Origin of the sequence: Pigmentiphaga sp. CHJ604, from assembly GCF_036972535.1 — a bacterium.
In the GTDB taxonomy this organism is placed as follows: Bacteria; Pseudomonadota; Gammaproteobacteria; order Burkholderiales; family Burkholderiaceae_B; genus Pigmentiphaga; species Pigmentiphaga daeguensis.
On record NZ_CP136998.1, the window covers coordinates 3,678,442 to 3,692,096 of the forward strand.

Genomic DNA, 13,655 nt, shown 5'->3' on the forward strand with positions numbered 1-13,655 from the left:
TCAGTCTTCGTCCAGTTCCGCGAACCGGTCGGCCAGGTGCTCGACCAGGGCCCGCACGGCAGGCAACAGGCCGCGCCGCGATGCGAATACCGCATGGATGATCTCGCGCGGCGGCGCCCAGCCGGGAATGACGTGCACCAGTTCGCCGCTGACCAGCTCGTCGCGTACCATCATCGCCGGCAATTGCACCACGCCGACGCCCGCCACGGCGGCCGCGCGCAGCGCCGGCATGCCGCGCGTGATCAGCCGCGGGTGGTGACGCACGGCGGCATGCGCGCCGTCGGGTCCGATCAGGTTCCAGACATACTCCTGCTGCGGCACGCCCAGCGCCATGCTGGGCAGGTCCGCGAGATCCGCCGGCACGCGAGGGATGCCGTTCCTGAGCAGCTCCGGGCAGGCCACCAGGTACTGCCCGCGGTTCGCCAGCACCCGCATGACCAGCCCGCTGTCCTCGAGCGGCGGCGGCCGCACCCGCAAGGCGATGTCCAGGCCCTCTCCCACCACGTCCACCCGCCGGTTGGTCTCCTCCAGATGAACTTCCACGCGGGGATGGGCAACCATGAATTCGGCCACCATGTCGGCCACCCGCGCATCCAGCAGCGCTACCGGGCATGACATGCGCACGGTGCCTCGCGGCTCGGCATGCATCACGGCGATGGCCTCGTCGGCGGCCTCGGCCTCCACCAGCATGGCCTTGCAATGGCCGTAGTAGGTCTGGCCGATCTCCGTCACCGCGAAGCGGCGGGTCGAGCGCTGGATGAGCCGGACCCCCAGGCGTTCCTCCAGCAGCGCGATGCGGCGGCTGAGCTTGGACTTGGGTATGCCCAGGGCGCGCCCGGCCGGTGCGAAACCGCCGTGGTCCACCACCTGCACGTAGTAATAGAGATCGTTGAGATCCTGCATGTCCATCGTTCCTTAAATAGAACGCTCCATGCGAATTCTGCCACCTACCGGGCGTTTCGTCCCGTCCATATCATGTCTACATCGACCGTTACCACGGTTCCTACCAGGAGATCGGCATGAAGAAAATCCTCGGCGTCTACAGCGCTCCCCGGCCCCATTGGGTGGGCGACGGGTTTCCCGTGCGCTCGCTGTTCGGCTACGACGGCCTCGGCCGCCACCTCAGCCCGTTCCTGCTGCTGGACCATGCCGCCCCCACATCCTTTCCGCCCGCCGCCCGTCCGCGCGGGGTGGGCCGCCATCCGCACCGGGGGTTCGAGACCGTCACGGTCGTCTACCAGGGCGAGGTCGAGCATCGCGACTCCACCGGCGCCGGCGGCCTGATCGGCCCGGGCGACGTGCAGTGGATGACCGCGGCCGGCGGTATCCTGCACGAGGAATTCCACTCGCGCGCTTTCACCGAGCGCGGCGGCACCATGGAAATGGTGCAGCTGTGGGTCAACCTGCCCGCGCGGGACAAGATGAGCGAACCGGGCTACCAGACCCTGCTCGACGCGCAGATTCCCTCGATCGACCTGCCCGACGGCGCCGGCCGCGTGCGGGTGATTGCCGGGGAATACGGCGGCGGCAAGGGCCCGGCCCGGACCCATACGCCCATCGACATGTGGGACATCCGCCTGGCGCAGGGCGGCCACGCCCGCTTCGACGGCACGCCTGGCCACACCTTGGCGCTGGTCGTGCTGCGCGGGACGGTGCTGGTGAACGGCGAGACCGTGGCGCGCGAAGGACAGCTCGTCCACTTCGAGCGCGATGGCACCGGTGTCACGCTGGAGGCCAACAATGATGCCGTCGTGCTGTGGCTGGCGGGCGAACCCATCGACGAACCGGTCGTGGGCTATGGTCCCTTCGTCATGAACACGCAGGCCGAGATCCAGCAGGCCATCGACGACTACAACGCCGGGCGCTTCGAGCGCGCCGCGGCCTGACTTCCCGGGAGCGCCGCTCCCGGCCCCTGCCCGCGGGGCAGCCTTCGCTTGCCCCCGGCAAAAAGCAGCTCATCATCGCCGGCGCAACCTGATCACCAGCTACAACACGCTGAATCCGTCGAAGTAAGCGGGCGGGCAGGGTCGCCCACAAGGCGCCCCGGCCCGCGCCCTCTCCTACTCCGTCACGCAGGCGAAGCTTGCCGCGTCGCCGACCGGCCCTTCGCCCTTGTACTTAGGCCATCCCGGGAACCGGCACATCGGCCGCGTCCGGGCCGCGCCCGGGTTGGCATCGATGGCGGTCAACACGCCCGGCGCGGCTCCCCGCTCGACCCAGCCGGTCAATGCCCCCAGCGCGTCGTAGGTCGCATTGAACGGCCCGAAGCCATGTCCCAGGCCGGGCACCACGTAGAAGCGCGCGAACCCGTCGACCGTGGACTGGCCCTTGCCCGCCACCAGCTTGTTCCAATAGACGATGGAATTGTGCGGCGTGATGAAGTCGTCGGCGGTGCCGTGGATCATGATCAGCTTGCCGCCCTTCTGGATGAACGGCCCCAGGTCGACGTCGGACACGTCCATGATGCCGCCCACCTCCTTGATGCGCGTCTCGTAGGTCTTGGGATCGAGCGTCATGGGATCGAAGTTGACGTCGCGGGTGATGATGTACTTGGTCGTGGCCGCGCCGACCGAGTACAGCAGCGCCTCCTTGCCCGACAGCGGGTTGGAGGGCTGGGGAACGGTGCCATAGGACGACACGTTGAACAGCGCGCCTTCCAGTATCGGCCAGCGTTCGAACTGGGTCATGCCGGCGATTTCCACGCCTGGCTTGTAGGGCGAAGCGATCGTCTCCACGCCCGCTATCTGCGCGTCGGACAGGCAGGTGTCGCCCGTGTCGCCGCCCCCCGCGCAGCGCAGCGTGGCGCGCACGCCGGCGATGCCGAACGCCGCGTCGCAACCGGCCACGTTGCTGATGACGCCGTCCTTCAGGCCGTCCAGCGGATCGCAGGCGGCATAGACGGCATCGGTCAGGAGCTTGACCTTGGCCGCGTTCATCCAGTTGGCGCCGCCGTTGCCGTACATGGCGCGGCCCGCGTTCAGGGACCCCAGGTGCAGCATGGTCACGTTGTAGGCCGGGTAGTTCGACACCACGCCGTCATAGTCGTCGGGATAGCGCGCCGCGGCGTCCAGCGCCTCGTGGCCACCCTGCGAAGCGCCGATGAAATAGAAGCGCTCGGGCGCGGCGCCGTAGCGGGCCTTGATCAGCGCCATCGCCACGTCGTGCGTCTTCTTGATGGACAACTGGCCGAAGTTCATCAGCGACTCGGCGTTCAGCGCGAACGAGGCATCGAAGCCCGCGCTGGACTTGTGACCGCCGTCGCTGCCCAGGGTCACGTAGCCCTGCGCCAGCGGCGCCTTGGAATCGGCCGGCTGCAGCGGATACTTGCCCAGTCCCGTCACCAGCGAACCGTTGAACGCCCCGCCGCCCAGTTGCAGCGCGCGCTTGTTCCAGGCCGTGGGAAGGTTCACCTGGAACTCCAGGTTGGGCGCGGCCGGATCGACCGGCATGACGATGCCGCGCACGGCGCAGTATTCGCCGTTGGCGTTGCCCTCGGCATCGGCCTTGACCAGCGTGGCCGACTGCACCACGGCGCCCGAGGTCGGCTTGCCGATCTCGGCCTTGGCGATCATCCTGCCGTTCAGGTCGCTGCACGACTGGGCGGCGGACGGCCCCGGACCGGGGTCGGATGGCGTGGGTGCGGGGTCATCGCTGCCGCCGCAGGCCGCCAGGGCGGCGAACAGGAATGCGGAGAGCGGGACGTGACGGATCTTCATGGATCTCCTCCGGATGCGAGTTTCTTGTCGTTCTCGCGCACCCACCAGCCCGGACACGAGCCATGGCGCGCGTCCGGCAAAGATGCCTCAATTGATTAACAAAGTAAATAATCAAGTCACCTTACTTTGTATCAAGGCCGGATCCGTGAAAGCGGGCCCGACCGGCCCGCTCCTGCTACTTCTTGTCCGTCGCCTGCTTGTAGGCGCGGCGCGCGGCCTGGAGCTCCGCGCCCGAGATACCGAGCTCCGCCATGGACTCCGCCAGCATGCGCAGCAGCCGCTCGCGCTGCCGGATGCGAGCGGTCTCCACACGCCGCGTCCGCTCCAGCTGACGCGCCGTCGCATTCAATCGCCGCTGGATGGCTTCCTGCGCCGCGCCTTCGGCGTCATGGCGGACAGCGATCGTCTCCTGCATGTGCTTCTCCCGTGTCACCCAGCGATCCGGCGGCTGCGCTGCGTCAAGCCGTCGCGATGGCGGGCGCGTTCTCGGCCTCGCCGGTTCCGGCCTGCTGTCCCTCTTCGGCGCGGAAATTGCGCAGGTAGAGGAAGAACTGGCCCATCATCTGCGTCCAGATCTGCGCCGCGACGGCCAGGTGGTTGGGCGACACGCCGCCGGCCGCCACCACGTCCATCTCCAGCACGACGAAATCGCCATGCTGGGAAACGCGTGCGAAGCGCTTGGTGCGGTGCCATTCGGTCAGCAGGCCGGCCGGCAGTTCGCCGCCCTGTACCCGCAGCGGGCAGCTGAAGGTGAAATCGGCGTACTGGCCCTTGGCCTGGGCGTTGCCCCAGAGCACCTGGAAGCCGACACCGTGACTGGCGCTGTGCAGGCGGACCACGCCATCCTGTTCGATCGGGGTCACGGCGCAGCCGGCGGCCTTGATGGCTTCGGCCACCTGGTCCGCGCCGACGACAGTCAGCACCGGGGCTGCGGTGGTTTCCACGGCGGCTTGGTTATCGTTCTTGCTCATGTTCTGTCCTGATGATGAATGATGTTCAGTTGGCCTTGCTCATCGCGGCATCCAGCGCCGCGCTGTCGATCTTGACCGAGCCGGCCGGTGCCAGCCTGGCCATGTAGGCCTCGATCAGTTCCTGCTTGCGCTGCTGCCGCAGCACCTGTTGCAAGCGCGGCCTGACCTCGTCCAGGGTCGCGGTGCGCGACGCCTGCGAGTCGAGCAGCTTGAGTACATGTATTCCTGCCTGGGACTGGACCGGCTCGCTCACCTGGCCGGGCTGCAGCCGGGAAACGGGTTCTCGCACCTCGGGCAGCAACTGCGCCAGGGGCAGGGTTCCGACGTCGCCGCCGCGCGCCGCCGAGCGCTCGTCCTGCGAATGCTTGCGCGCCAGTTCGGCGAAATCGCCGCGGCGGGCCTGGGCCGCCAGATCCTGCGCCTGTGCGCGGGCCTTGGCCACCGCAGCGCCGTCGTCGGCCGGCGCCGCCAGGAAGATCTGGGCTACGTGATAGGCGGCGGGAAGCTGGAAGCCCTCCTTGGCGCGTTCGTAGGCGGCGCGCACGTCGGCCTCCGAGGGATAGCCTTCGGGAAGCTGCGCGACCGAATCCAGGTACGAGGTGGCGACGATGCGATCCGTGACCTCGCGTACTGCCGCGTCCACGCGCGTCTTGATTTCCGTGCGCTTGTCCCAGCCCTTGGCCTGGGCCTCCTTGAGCAGCGCCTCGCTGGCCAGGCGCTGGCGCAGCCAGTTCTCGAGACCGGCGCGATTGCCCTTGACGGCATCGCGCTCGGCATCGGGCATGCCGCGCAGGAGCTGCTCGACCTCCTGTTGCCTGATCGAGACGCTGCCCACGCTGGCGACCGCAGCGCCGCTGTCCGCTGCGTGAGCCGTGGCGGCGACGCCCAGCCAGGCGGCGAACAAGGCCGCCAGGACGGCCGGCATGGAGTGCGTGGAGGGGTTCTGCTTGAGTTTCATGACTTCGACTTCCTTCTCTGATCGTGACTGCTACGCGGTGATGACGGTGCCGTGGCGGCCGGTGTGCCCTATTGCAGCGAAACAATGTGACAAGACCACCTCGGCCGACACCAGCACCCGCACCGCGCCCGGGCTACTGCGCCGCGGCGGATGCCGCGCCACGGGCGTCGAACCGGCCCTCGTACAGCTTGTCGCCGAACTGCTGGGCCGTCTCGTCCAGCCTGACCCGCGCGGCGCCCGCGAACGGCTGGCGCGCGGCCAGCACGGTGCCGACATCCATGGTTTCGTAGGCATGGAGGATCTCCTTGCCCACGGCATACAGCTGGGCGTTCTTCGCCTCGCACTGGCCGATCGCGGTGCGCTGCGCCGACGTCTCCGACGCCAGGCGCTGGCGTTCGGCCTCCGATGCCCGGGCCATCTTCAGCAGTTCGTCGTAGGCGTTGCGGTACTGGGCGACCTGGGCCCCCGCCTTCTCCAGGGCGGCCTCGGCCTGTTCCTTGAGCTGCACGCTGTCATCGCGAGTCTTCTGCCGCGACTCGCGCTCGGCCGCCAGTTGGGCCTTGGCGCGCGACAGTTCCTCCTTCATCGCCGCCAGTTCGTCGGACTTGGCCGGCGCCGCGGCGGGCCCCTGGCCGGCCTTGAGCGCAGCCAGTTCGTTCTGCGCCTGCTGGAGCTGGGAGGTCGTGATGCGCAGCTGGGCCCGCAAACGTTCCTCCATGCTTGGTGCCTGCTGGGCCTGGACGCCGCCGGCGGCGGCGAGCAGCAGCGCCGCCGCGCAGGCGGCGCGGCGCCCTGCGGCCGCCGACGGCACTATGGATGCGAAATGCACGTCGTTCTCCTTAGAAGCGGGCGTTGAACTCGACCTGCAGCATGTCGACGGAGAACGGCGCGCCGTAGACTTCCTTGGTCGACATCCAGCGGCCGGTGAACCAGGTGTTCTTGTCGATGGCGTACGAACCGCCCACGTAGTAGCCCTTGGCGTTCGTTCCCCCCAGGTGGAAGGACGAATCGTTGTAGGCGTCCGGCAGGGCATCGGGCTCGATGCGCTTGTAGCCGGCCAGCAGGTTCCAGTCGCCGCGCGCGACCGGCGCGGGCTTGCCGAACGTGACCTGCAGCATGTAGGCGTTGGCGCCGCTCCTGAAGTCCGAACGCCCGGTGCCGCCCGTGCCGCCGAAGTTGTTGACGATGCCGCCGCCCGAGCGGGTCCACATTTCGTCGGCGTCATAGGCCAGGTTGCGGATGTAGTTCGCATCCAGCCTGAGTCCGTAGCCGCCGGCGACCTTGGTGTCCCAGCGCAAGTTCAGGTCCAGCAACTGGAACTTGGACGCCAGTCCGACGTATTGCGGCATCTTCGTGTTGGCGGGATCCAGCGGATCGAGCGAGATATTGCGCAACAGCATCAGCGTGTTGCCCTTCTGCATGAAGGCGGGACGCGACCAGTCGGTGCTGCAATGGTCGGCGCCGGCATACAGGGCGCAGGGCTGCGACACTTTGCCGCTGATGTTGCGGAAGTCGTAGTACGCCACCGCGCCGCGCAGGCGGTTGTCCTCGTTCACCTTCCAGTTCGAACCGATCTGCGCGCCGATCAGCCACTTGTTGTGGCTGCGCGCCTTGTCCTGGCTGGTGCCCGGGAAGCTGTCCGATGAATACTCCAGCGGAATCAGGCCCAGGCTGCCGAACAGCGACACGTCCGGATTCGCCGCGAACGGCCGCTCGGCCTTCACGGCCAGGCCATCGAAATTCAGGTCCGACGAGAACAGGGTATCGGACGAAAAGAAGGGATTGCCGAAACGGCCGCCCACCACCGTCAGCCAGTCGAGCGGCTTGTGCGCCAGGTAGGCCTGGTCCAGCCAGACGTTCTTCTTGCCCAGGCCGCCCCCCAGTGTCTGGGTGGTCGACACCGGGCTTTCGTCGCTACCGGTGGCCAGCCTCACGCCCACTTCGGTCCGGTCCGAGAGGTCGGCGTAGACGCCCAGCCGGGCTCGGGCGCGGAACACGTTCTTGCGGTTCTCGCGGGTGTTGATGGTGTTGGGCAGCGACAGATTGGTGTTGCCGTTGACGTCATAGCCGCTGCCCCTGTTGATCGCGGCCCAGTCCACCTCGATGTTGCTGTTGCCGTCCGAATAGAAGCGCGATTCGTTGCGCACGCGCATGTCGCCCTCAATGCGGATGCGCTTGGTCCACTCGGGCGTCTCGTTCGGGGCCGCCCAGCCCTCGGACTTGGCCTGGGCCATGACCTGGCCCTTGATCTCGTCGCGGATCTGGTCGCGCACGGTCTCGGGAATGTACGGGACGCGTACGTCGCCCGGCTCGGGACGCAGCGCGCCGCCGGCGGCGCCGGCCGTGGCGGCGGTCGCCGCCTGGCGCTGCGCCTGCTGCGCGGCAAGCGCCTCGGTCTGGGCCTGCGCCAGCAGCGCCTCGCCCACGTCCTTGGCCAGGGCGCCGCTCTGGATCAGGCCGCGGATCAGGCGGACCATCGCGCTTTCATTGGGCGCTGCGGCCTGGGCCTGGGCCGGGACGGTTCCCAGCAGCCCGACGACCGAGGCGACGGCGGCGGCGATGGCTCGGAGGCCGGGGCGGCCGTGCGTCGCTTGCGCGGCCGGCCGCTGCGCCCGGCTGTGGCTGCCGCGGGTCGCGCGGCGATCGGATGCTGTCGATTGATTCATGAGCGAATTCACGGAATGGGGTGGAAACGGATGGGGTTGTGGCGACGCACTCATGACGGACGCTGTCCCTTCATGGTGAGCCGCATCGGATAACGCATCGAGGCGGGGGGCCGCTCGTCGGAGATGTCTCCTTCGCGCACGACGTCCAGAACAGCCTTGTCGACCTCGGGATCGCCGCTGCTCTTCACCAGTTGGACCTTCGCCACCTGGCCATCCGCGGTCAACCAGAAGTCAATGCGTATATCCTGGAACGCCAGGTTGCGCGTACGCGGGTCACGCCCCAGCAACCGCTGCAAGGCATTCGAGTAGTAGGAGGAATAGGCGGCATTGCCGAGCCCTCCGCGCCCCGCTCCCGAGGATCCGCCACCGCGGCCGGCCGCCACGCCGAAAGCATCCGAGCCGGCCTGGGCGGCGCCGTCGATGGTGACGGGATCGCCCAGGTCCTGCGACGGGCTCGGCGGCGCGTCTTCCGGCGGCGCATCCAGCGGTTCGATGGGCGTGGGCTCGGGCTCGACGACTTCCGGCTTGATCTCCGGTTCAGGCTCGGGCAATTTTTCCGGCTCGGGTGGCGGCGGAGGCGGCGGGGGCAGCATCAGCATCGGGGTTGCCGCCACTTCGCGCTTGGTACTGGCGGTATCGGCAAGCAGATACCACAGCAACCCGGCAAGAATGGCCGCCACGCCCAACCCGATGACGAGCCCGCCCCAGCGCCGCCACAGGCGGCTGCCTGGCGAGGCCGGGCGAGAGACGGGATCACGACTGGTCACATTGCTCTCCTCAGGCCGGCTTGCCCGTCACCAGGCCGACCTGGTTGAGCTCGATCCGGCGCAGCAGGTCGAGCACTTCGACCACCTTCGCGTACTGGACCGAGGCATCGCCGCGGACGATCACCGGGAAGTCGGGCGACAGCGCCTTCTCCGTGCGCAACCGCTCTTCCAGTTCGGGCAGCGTGACCGGATAGGCATCCAGGAACACCTGGCCGGCGTTGTCGATGGTGATGGCCTTGGTCTTGGGCTTTTCCAGCGGGACCGAGGCGCTCGCCTTGGGCAGGTCCACGCGGATGCCCGGGATGCTGGCGTTGCTGGTCAGGATGAAGATGACCAGCACCACCAGCAGCACGTCGACGAAGGGCGTGATGTTGATGCCGTTGGCACGCTTCTTGGTGCCGAGCTTGACTGCGGTTGCCATGGTCGCCCGCTCCGTCAAGCGCGCTGCAAGGCGGGGCGGACCTGGCGGCCCGCGCCCTGCTCTTCGGCCAGGCGCGTGGAGAACTCATCCACGAACACGGCCATGTCGGCGCCGATGGCTTCCGAACGCGAGGCCAGCCAGTTGTAGCCGAACAGCGCGGGGATCGCGACGCCCAGGCCGGCCGCGGTACACAAGAGCGCGGCCGCCATGCCCGGCGCGACGGAGTTGATGTCGACCGCGCCCGCCATGGCCGCGACCACGAACACCAGCATGATCCCGATCACCGTGCCGAACAGGCCCACGTAAGGCGCGCCTTCGATGGTGGTCGAGAGCCAGTTCATGCGCTTGGACATGCGTTCGTTCTCGCGCACCATCACGCCGTCCATCGCGGCGCGGATGGCGCCGATGGTGGCATCCGACACGGCGTTGATGTCGTAGCCGCGTTCCTGGCGGCGACGCATTTCCTCGATCGCCACTTCATACAGGCGCCACAGCGACGAATCCTGCTTGACGTCTTCCGGCACGCGATTGCTGTTGGCCAGGCTGTCGAGCGGCGCGCCGGCCGCCTCGCGGAAGAAAGCCATGAACGAGCCGTTGGCGCGCGACATGGCGCCATAGCTGCGACCCTTGCCGATCATGATGGCCCAAGAGACCAGCATCATCAGGCCCAGGATGGCCACGACCACCCAGGCATCCAGCGGCATGGCGGCCAGGATGAAACCGAAGTGGCTCTTGCCTGCCTGCTGCTCGTCGGCGCCGAACGCCGTCAGGCGCGAATCGGCGCCCTGCGAGATCGCGTCGGCCAGGATCAGCGCGTCGGGACGGGCAGCCTTGGACAGGCGCAGTTCATCGATGGCACCGGTGAACGGCGCCAGCGCCGGGCCGGAAGCCGCCTGGCCGGGCGCCGCGGAGCGGGCGATATCGCCGCCGACCGCGGCCGAGGCGTTGAACGCGGGCAGGCTGGCGGCGATAGCCGCCGCCTGTCGGCCCGCGACGAACAGCACGACATTGCCGGCATCGGCCTTGACCGCGATGTGCGACCACTGGCCTGCCTGGATCGGCTGGCCGGGGGCGCTACGCCGGCCATTGACCTGTACGAACGGCACGCCCTGATCCACGCCCACGATGAATTCGCTGGCGCCTTCGCGGCGGACGTAAAGAGCCTGCTCGGCGCCGAGCTGGTCGGGACGCACCCAGGCGGAGAACGTGAAAGGCGCGCCGGCCTGCAGCGACAGCGACGGCGAAGCCGGCAACATGAGCGGCGCGACGCCTAGCTGGGCACCCTTGCCGATGACGGTGCCGTCGACACTGACCACGGCGGTCTGCGCATGGTTGCCGTAGGCGGTGGTATCGCGCGCCGGCACGTTGGCCTCGGCGAAGTGGTAGACCAGCGTGTAGTCCGGATCGAAAGTCAGTTGGCCATTGGCCGAGGCCGGCGCCTTCGGATTGCCGTAGTACATCCACAGCTGCTGCGCGGCGCCGGCCGAGACGTTGGGTACGTCGACCCAGATCAGCGCGATACCCAGCAAGGGATCGAATTGCTCGACCTGGTGGTTGAGCACGGTCTTGTCGTCGCCCGCGACGAAGCGCAGGTCGGCGCCGTTCTCGCCCACGCCCTCGAAACTGAAGTTGCCGGTATGCAGGCGGACCAGCACGGGGGTGCGGCCGGCCTCGCCGCCCAGGGCGGCGCCCTGCGGCGTGGCGTCGATGGTGATGGGCTTGCGGTAGGCCCAGTCGGGCTGCCACCAGGCCTGCGCCAGGCCGGGCAGGACCGCGCTCAGCATCGTGAGCGCGAGAAGCAGAATGCGTCGCATGGAAAACTCTCCGGGATCTTTTCTGAAAGACATGAATGGAAGCGAGTGGCGATGATCAATAACTGGCGTTGATGCTGAAGGTCACGCGCGGATCGTGCTTTTCCGTGCGGGGGCCGTCCCTGAGCGGATAGCCGAAATCCAGCCGGCCGGACACGCGCTGGCCGATGCGGAAACTGGTTCCGATCCCCACCGAGGCCAGCGTGAAGCGCGACTGCTGCTCCGGCAGCGGGTCCTGCAGGCGAAGCTGGGCGGCATCCAGGAACGCGTACGCGCGCCAGTTCTCGACCCAGGTTCCGGCCCACTGCAGGGGTTTGGTGCGCCACTCGACCGAACCGACCAGGCCGTAGTCGCCGGTGGATTCGGCCGACATGTAGCCGCGCACGGAGTTCATGCCGCCGGCGGCGATCTGCTCGCCCGACACCAGCGGCGAATCGGTCATCTGTCCGGCCAGCCTGAATCCCAGCTGGGATTCGCCTGCGAAGTTGTAGGTCGCGTTGACGTCGGCCTTCAGCACCATGAAGCCAGGCTTGGCCTTGTAGCGCTTGTAGTTGAATTCCTGCCAATTGCTGCCGTAGCCGAACAGGCTGCGGGTGCCGGTCACGAACGACATGCCCAGCGCGTACTGGCCACGCTCGGTCTGGCGGAACCCCGAATACGACAGCGTGACCGGCGCGTACTTGAGCGGGACCTCGTCGCCGGTGGCACCCAGGCGCAATTGTTCCTTGTTGCTCTTGAAGTCGATGCCCGCGCTGAAGGCGTGCCACCACTCGCCCGCGTTGGGAACGGTGTAGGTGGCCTTCAGGCCGATGGCATGGCCCTTGCCCAGCACCGAGGTACCGCCCACGGTCGAGACGTTGCTGTCCGAGACGTAGCCCGACGCCTCGAGGCTCCAGTTCGTATCGCGCAGCGGCGCGACGTACGAACCGGACCACACCTTGGTCTGGTCCAGGTCCTGCGGCGCGCCGAAGAAGCTGAGCGACGCGCTGTGCCCCATCTGCCACAAATTGTCGTGCCCGATGGAGGCCGTGGCCCGCAGCGACTTGGTGTCCGGGCTGCGGTCGTTGTTCAGGCCCGCGCTGGCGCGCCACGGGCTGTTGTCCTCCACCTTCAGGTCCACGTCCATCGTCCCGGGCAGCTTGCCCTGCCGGACCAGGGGCATCACCTGCCGGCGGCCGGCCCGGTTCAATTCGGTCAACTGGGCTTGCGCCTTGTTGAAATCGGGGACCTGGCCTTCGGCCAGCGCCGGCACCTGGTCCCGCACCTCGAGCGGCGACGAATACTCGGCGCCCACGACGCGGACGCGCCCCACCTTGGTCTCGGAAACCTGCAGATAGACGATGCCGGCCACGACCTGCTGCTCCGGCAGGTCGACATAGACGGATTGGTAGCCCTTGGACTGGTAGGCGGACAACAGCGCGTCGCGCGCGCCTTCCATGTCCTTGAGCGTACGGCCCGGCCCGAGGAAAGGCGTCACCGCCTTCTCGATGGATCGTACGTCCAGCACCGTGTTGCCACGCACGATGTACTCGTTGATGTCCACGCGGCGCTCAGCCCCGCTGGGCGTGTCGGCCGACGGCGCCGCGCCCTGCTCCTGGGCCGGCGCCAGGGCAGGCGTGCCCAGCGAGAGAGCCACCACGCAAAGGGCCCGCCATGCCGCCGACGGTCCGTTCTTTCTCAGCTCATGCATGTGTCGAATTCGTTTCTCAAGTAGTAGCCTTCGCGGCATCCCCTCCCGGCGTCATGCCGGAAGCGGCACGGGGTCCGGGTCGTTCTTTTGCTTAGACGGACGGGGCGGCCCCGGACTGTCGTTTGTCATGAAAAGTTCATGAAGAAAATCGGCGGCCGGCGATCTCCCGCGAATGGCGCCGCGGCGAGGTAGAGGGAATCGATGCTGGGTGCTACGCTGGCTACCAGGAGAACGCCATGAACCTGAACCGCCCCCTGATCCTGTCCCTCGCCACCCTCGCCTGCGCCCTCGTGTCGGGCGCCGCCGCCTCGGCCGCTCCCGACACCGCCGAACCGTCGTGCTTCGATGTCGAAGTCAACGGCCAGCGCGCGCCTTCCTATGGATGCCTGACGCAGAAGCTGCAGCCCAAGCCCGCGCCGGGAAAGATGGAGGGCGGCCCCGAACTCGCGTCCGAAGCCATCGTCCAACGCTCTTCCAACCAACTGGGCCTGTTCAACCGCGCGGCCATGGCCAACCGGATGGGCAACACCTTCGGCACCTCGGTCTATCCGCAACGGCCACCCACCCCGCAATACGGCAGCCCGATCTTCGGCGCGCCCTGATAAAAAAGCGGCGCGCGGTCCGGAAAACCCGACCCGCGCGCCGCCCGGACACG

General features: G+C 68.0%; 13 protein-coding genes. 2 read left to right on the forward strand and 11 right to left on the reverse strand.

The window, feature by feature from the left end; all coding sequences use genetic code 11:
• Complete coding sequence (locus R4823_RS17750; protein ID WP_279817318.1) at nucleotides 1-903, reverse strand: LysR family transcriptional regulator; 903 nt, start codon at nucleotides 901-903, stop codon at nucleotides 1-3.
• 116 nt (nucleotides 904-1,019) lie between these two features.
• Here R4823_RS17750 and R4823_RS17755 point away from each other — a divergent pair, with 116 nt between their 5' ends.
• Entirely contained in the window at nucleotides 1,020-1,886 is an 867-nt protein-coding gene (locus R4823_RS17755; RefSeq protein ID WP_087841354.1) for a pirin family protein, read from the forward strand.
• A 174-nt stretch (nucleotides 1,887-2,060) separates the two neighbouring features.
• Here R4823_RS17755 and R4823_RS17760 read toward each other — a convergent pair whose 3' ends face one another.
• The 10 genes from R4823_RS17760 to R4823_RS17805 form a co-directional block, all read right to left on the reverse strand.
• The gene (locus tag R4823_RS17760) at nucleotides 2,061-3,716 is read right to left on the reverse strand and encodes a tannase/feruloyl esterase family alpha/beta hydrolase (RefSeq protein WP_338615632.1); all 1,656 of its coding nucleotides are present in this window, start codon (nucleotides 3,714-3,716) and stop codon (nucleotides 2,061-2,063) included.
• A gap of 175 nt (nucleotides 3,717-3,891) precedes the next feature.
• Nucleotides 3,892-4,131, reverse strand: a complete 240-nt coding sequence (locus R4823_RS17765; RefSeq protein ID WP_087841356.1) for a hypothetical protein — start codon at nucleotides 4,129-4,131, stop codon at nucleotides 3,892-3,894.
• 43 nt (nucleotides 4,132-4,174) lie between these two features.
• Complete coding sequence (locus R4823_RS17770; protein WP_338615634.1) at nucleotides 4,175-4,687, reverse strand: YbjN domain-containing protein; 513 nt, start codon at nucleotides 4,685-4,687, stop codon at nucleotides 4,175-4,177.
• A 25-nt stretch (nucleotides 4,688-4,712) separates the two neighbouring features.
• Nucleotides 4,713-5,645, reverse strand: a complete 933-nt coding sequence (locus R4823_RS17775; protein WP_338615636.1) for a peptidylprolyl isomerase — start codon at nucleotides 5,643-5,645, stop codon at nucleotides 4,713-4,715.
• Between the two features lie 133 nt (nucleotides 5,646-5,778).
• Nucleotides 5,779-6,474, reverse strand: a complete 696-nt coding sequence (locus R4823_RS17780; protein ID WP_338615638.1) for a hypothetical protein — start codon at nucleotides 6,472-6,474, stop codon at nucleotides 5,779-5,781.
• 10 nt (nucleotides 6,475-6,484) lie between these two features.
• Nucleotides 6,485-8,311, reverse strand: a complete 1,827-nt coding sequence (locus tag R4823_RS17785; RefSeq protein ID WP_338615640.1) for a putative porin — start codon at nucleotides 8,309-8,311, stop codon at nucleotides 6,485-6,487.
• Nucleotides 8,312-8,361: 50 nt separating this feature from the next.
• Entirely contained in the window at nucleotides 8,362-9,078 is a 717-nt protein-coding gene (locus R4823_RS17790; RefSeq protein ID WP_254914687.1) for an energy transducer TonB, read from the reverse strand.
• Between the two features lie 10 nt (nucleotides 9,079-9,088).
• Nucleotides 9,089-9,499, reverse strand: a complete 411-nt coding sequence (locus R4823_RS17795; RefSeq protein ID WP_338615641.1) for a biopolymer transporter ExbD — start codon at nucleotides 9,497-9,499, stop codon at nucleotides 9,089-9,091.
• 14 nt (nucleotides 9,500-9,513) lie between these two features.
• Nucleotides 9,514-11,313, reverse strand: a complete 1,800-nt coding sequence (locus R4823_RS17800; protein WP_338615642.1) for a DUF2341 domain-containing protein — start codon at nucleotides 11,311-11,313, stop codon at nucleotides 9,514-9,516.
• 55 nt (nucleotides 11,314-11,368) lie between these two features.
• Complete coding sequence (locus R4823_RS17805; protein ID WP_087841362.1) at nucleotides 11,369-13,000, reverse strand: ShlB/FhaC/HecB family hemolysin secretion/activation protein; 1,632 nt, start codon at nucleotides 12,998-13,000, stop codon at nucleotides 11,369-11,371.
• 236 nt (nucleotides 13,001-13,236) lie between these two features.
• Here R4823_RS17805 and R4823_RS17810 point away from each other — a divergent pair, with 236 nt between their 5' ends.
• Nucleotides 13,237-13,602 (forward strand): hypothetical protein, encoded by a 366-nt coding sequence (locus tag R4823_RS17810; RefSeq protein WP_279817328.1) that lies wholly within the window; start codon nucleotides 13,237-13,239, stop codon nucleotides 13,600-13,602.
• The last annotated feature ends 53 nt before the right edge of the window (nucleotides 13,603-13,655 follow it).

Bases quoted from the DNA above. Each gene is read 5' to 3' on its own strand.
- R4823_RS17795 (WP_338615641.1), bottom strand. From the start codon at position 9,499: ATGGCAACCGCAGTCAAGCTCGGCACCAAGAAGCGTGCCAACGGCATC.
- R4823_RS17770 (WP_338615634.1), bottom strand. From the start codon at position 4,687: ATGAGCAAGAACGATAACCAAGCCGCCGTGGAAACCACCGCAGCCCCG.
- R4823_RS17775 (WP_338615636.1), bottom strand. From the start codon at position 5,645: ATGAAACTCAAGCAGAACCCCTCCACGCACTCCATGCCGGCCGTCCTG.
- R4823_RS17805 (WP_087841362.1), bottom strand. From the start codon at position 13,000: ATGCATGAGCTGAGAAAGAACGGACCGTCGGCGGCATGGCGGGCCCTT.
- R4823_RS17800 (WP_338615642.1), bottom strand. From the start codon at position 11,313: ATGCGACGCATTCTGCTTCTCGCGCTCACGATGCTGAGCGCGGTCCTG.
- R4823_RS17750 (WP_279817318.1), bottom strand. From the start codon at position 903: ATGCAGGATCTCAACGATCTCTATTACTACGTGCAGGTGGTGGACCAC.
- R4823_RS17810 (WP_279817328.1), top strand. From the start codon at position 13,237: ATGAACCTGAACCGCCCCCTGATCCTGTCCCTCGCCACCCTCGCCTGC.
- R4823_RS17765 (WP_087841356.1), bottom strand. From the start codon at position 4,131: ATGCAGGAGACGATCGCTGTCCGCCATGACGCCGAAGGCGCGGCGCAG.
- R4823_RS17785 (WP_338615640.1), bottom strand. From the start codon at position 8,311: ATGAATCAATCGACAGCATCCGATCGCCGCGCGACCCGCGGCAGCCAC.
- R4823_RS17755 (WP_087841354.1), top strand. From the start codon at position 1,020: ATGAAGAAAATCCTCGGCGTCTACAGCGCTCCCCGGCCCCATTGGGTG.
- R4823_RS17760 (WP_338615632.1), bottom strand. From the start codon at position 3,716: ATGAAGATCCGTCACGTCCCGCTCTCCGCATTCCTGTTCGCCGCCCTG.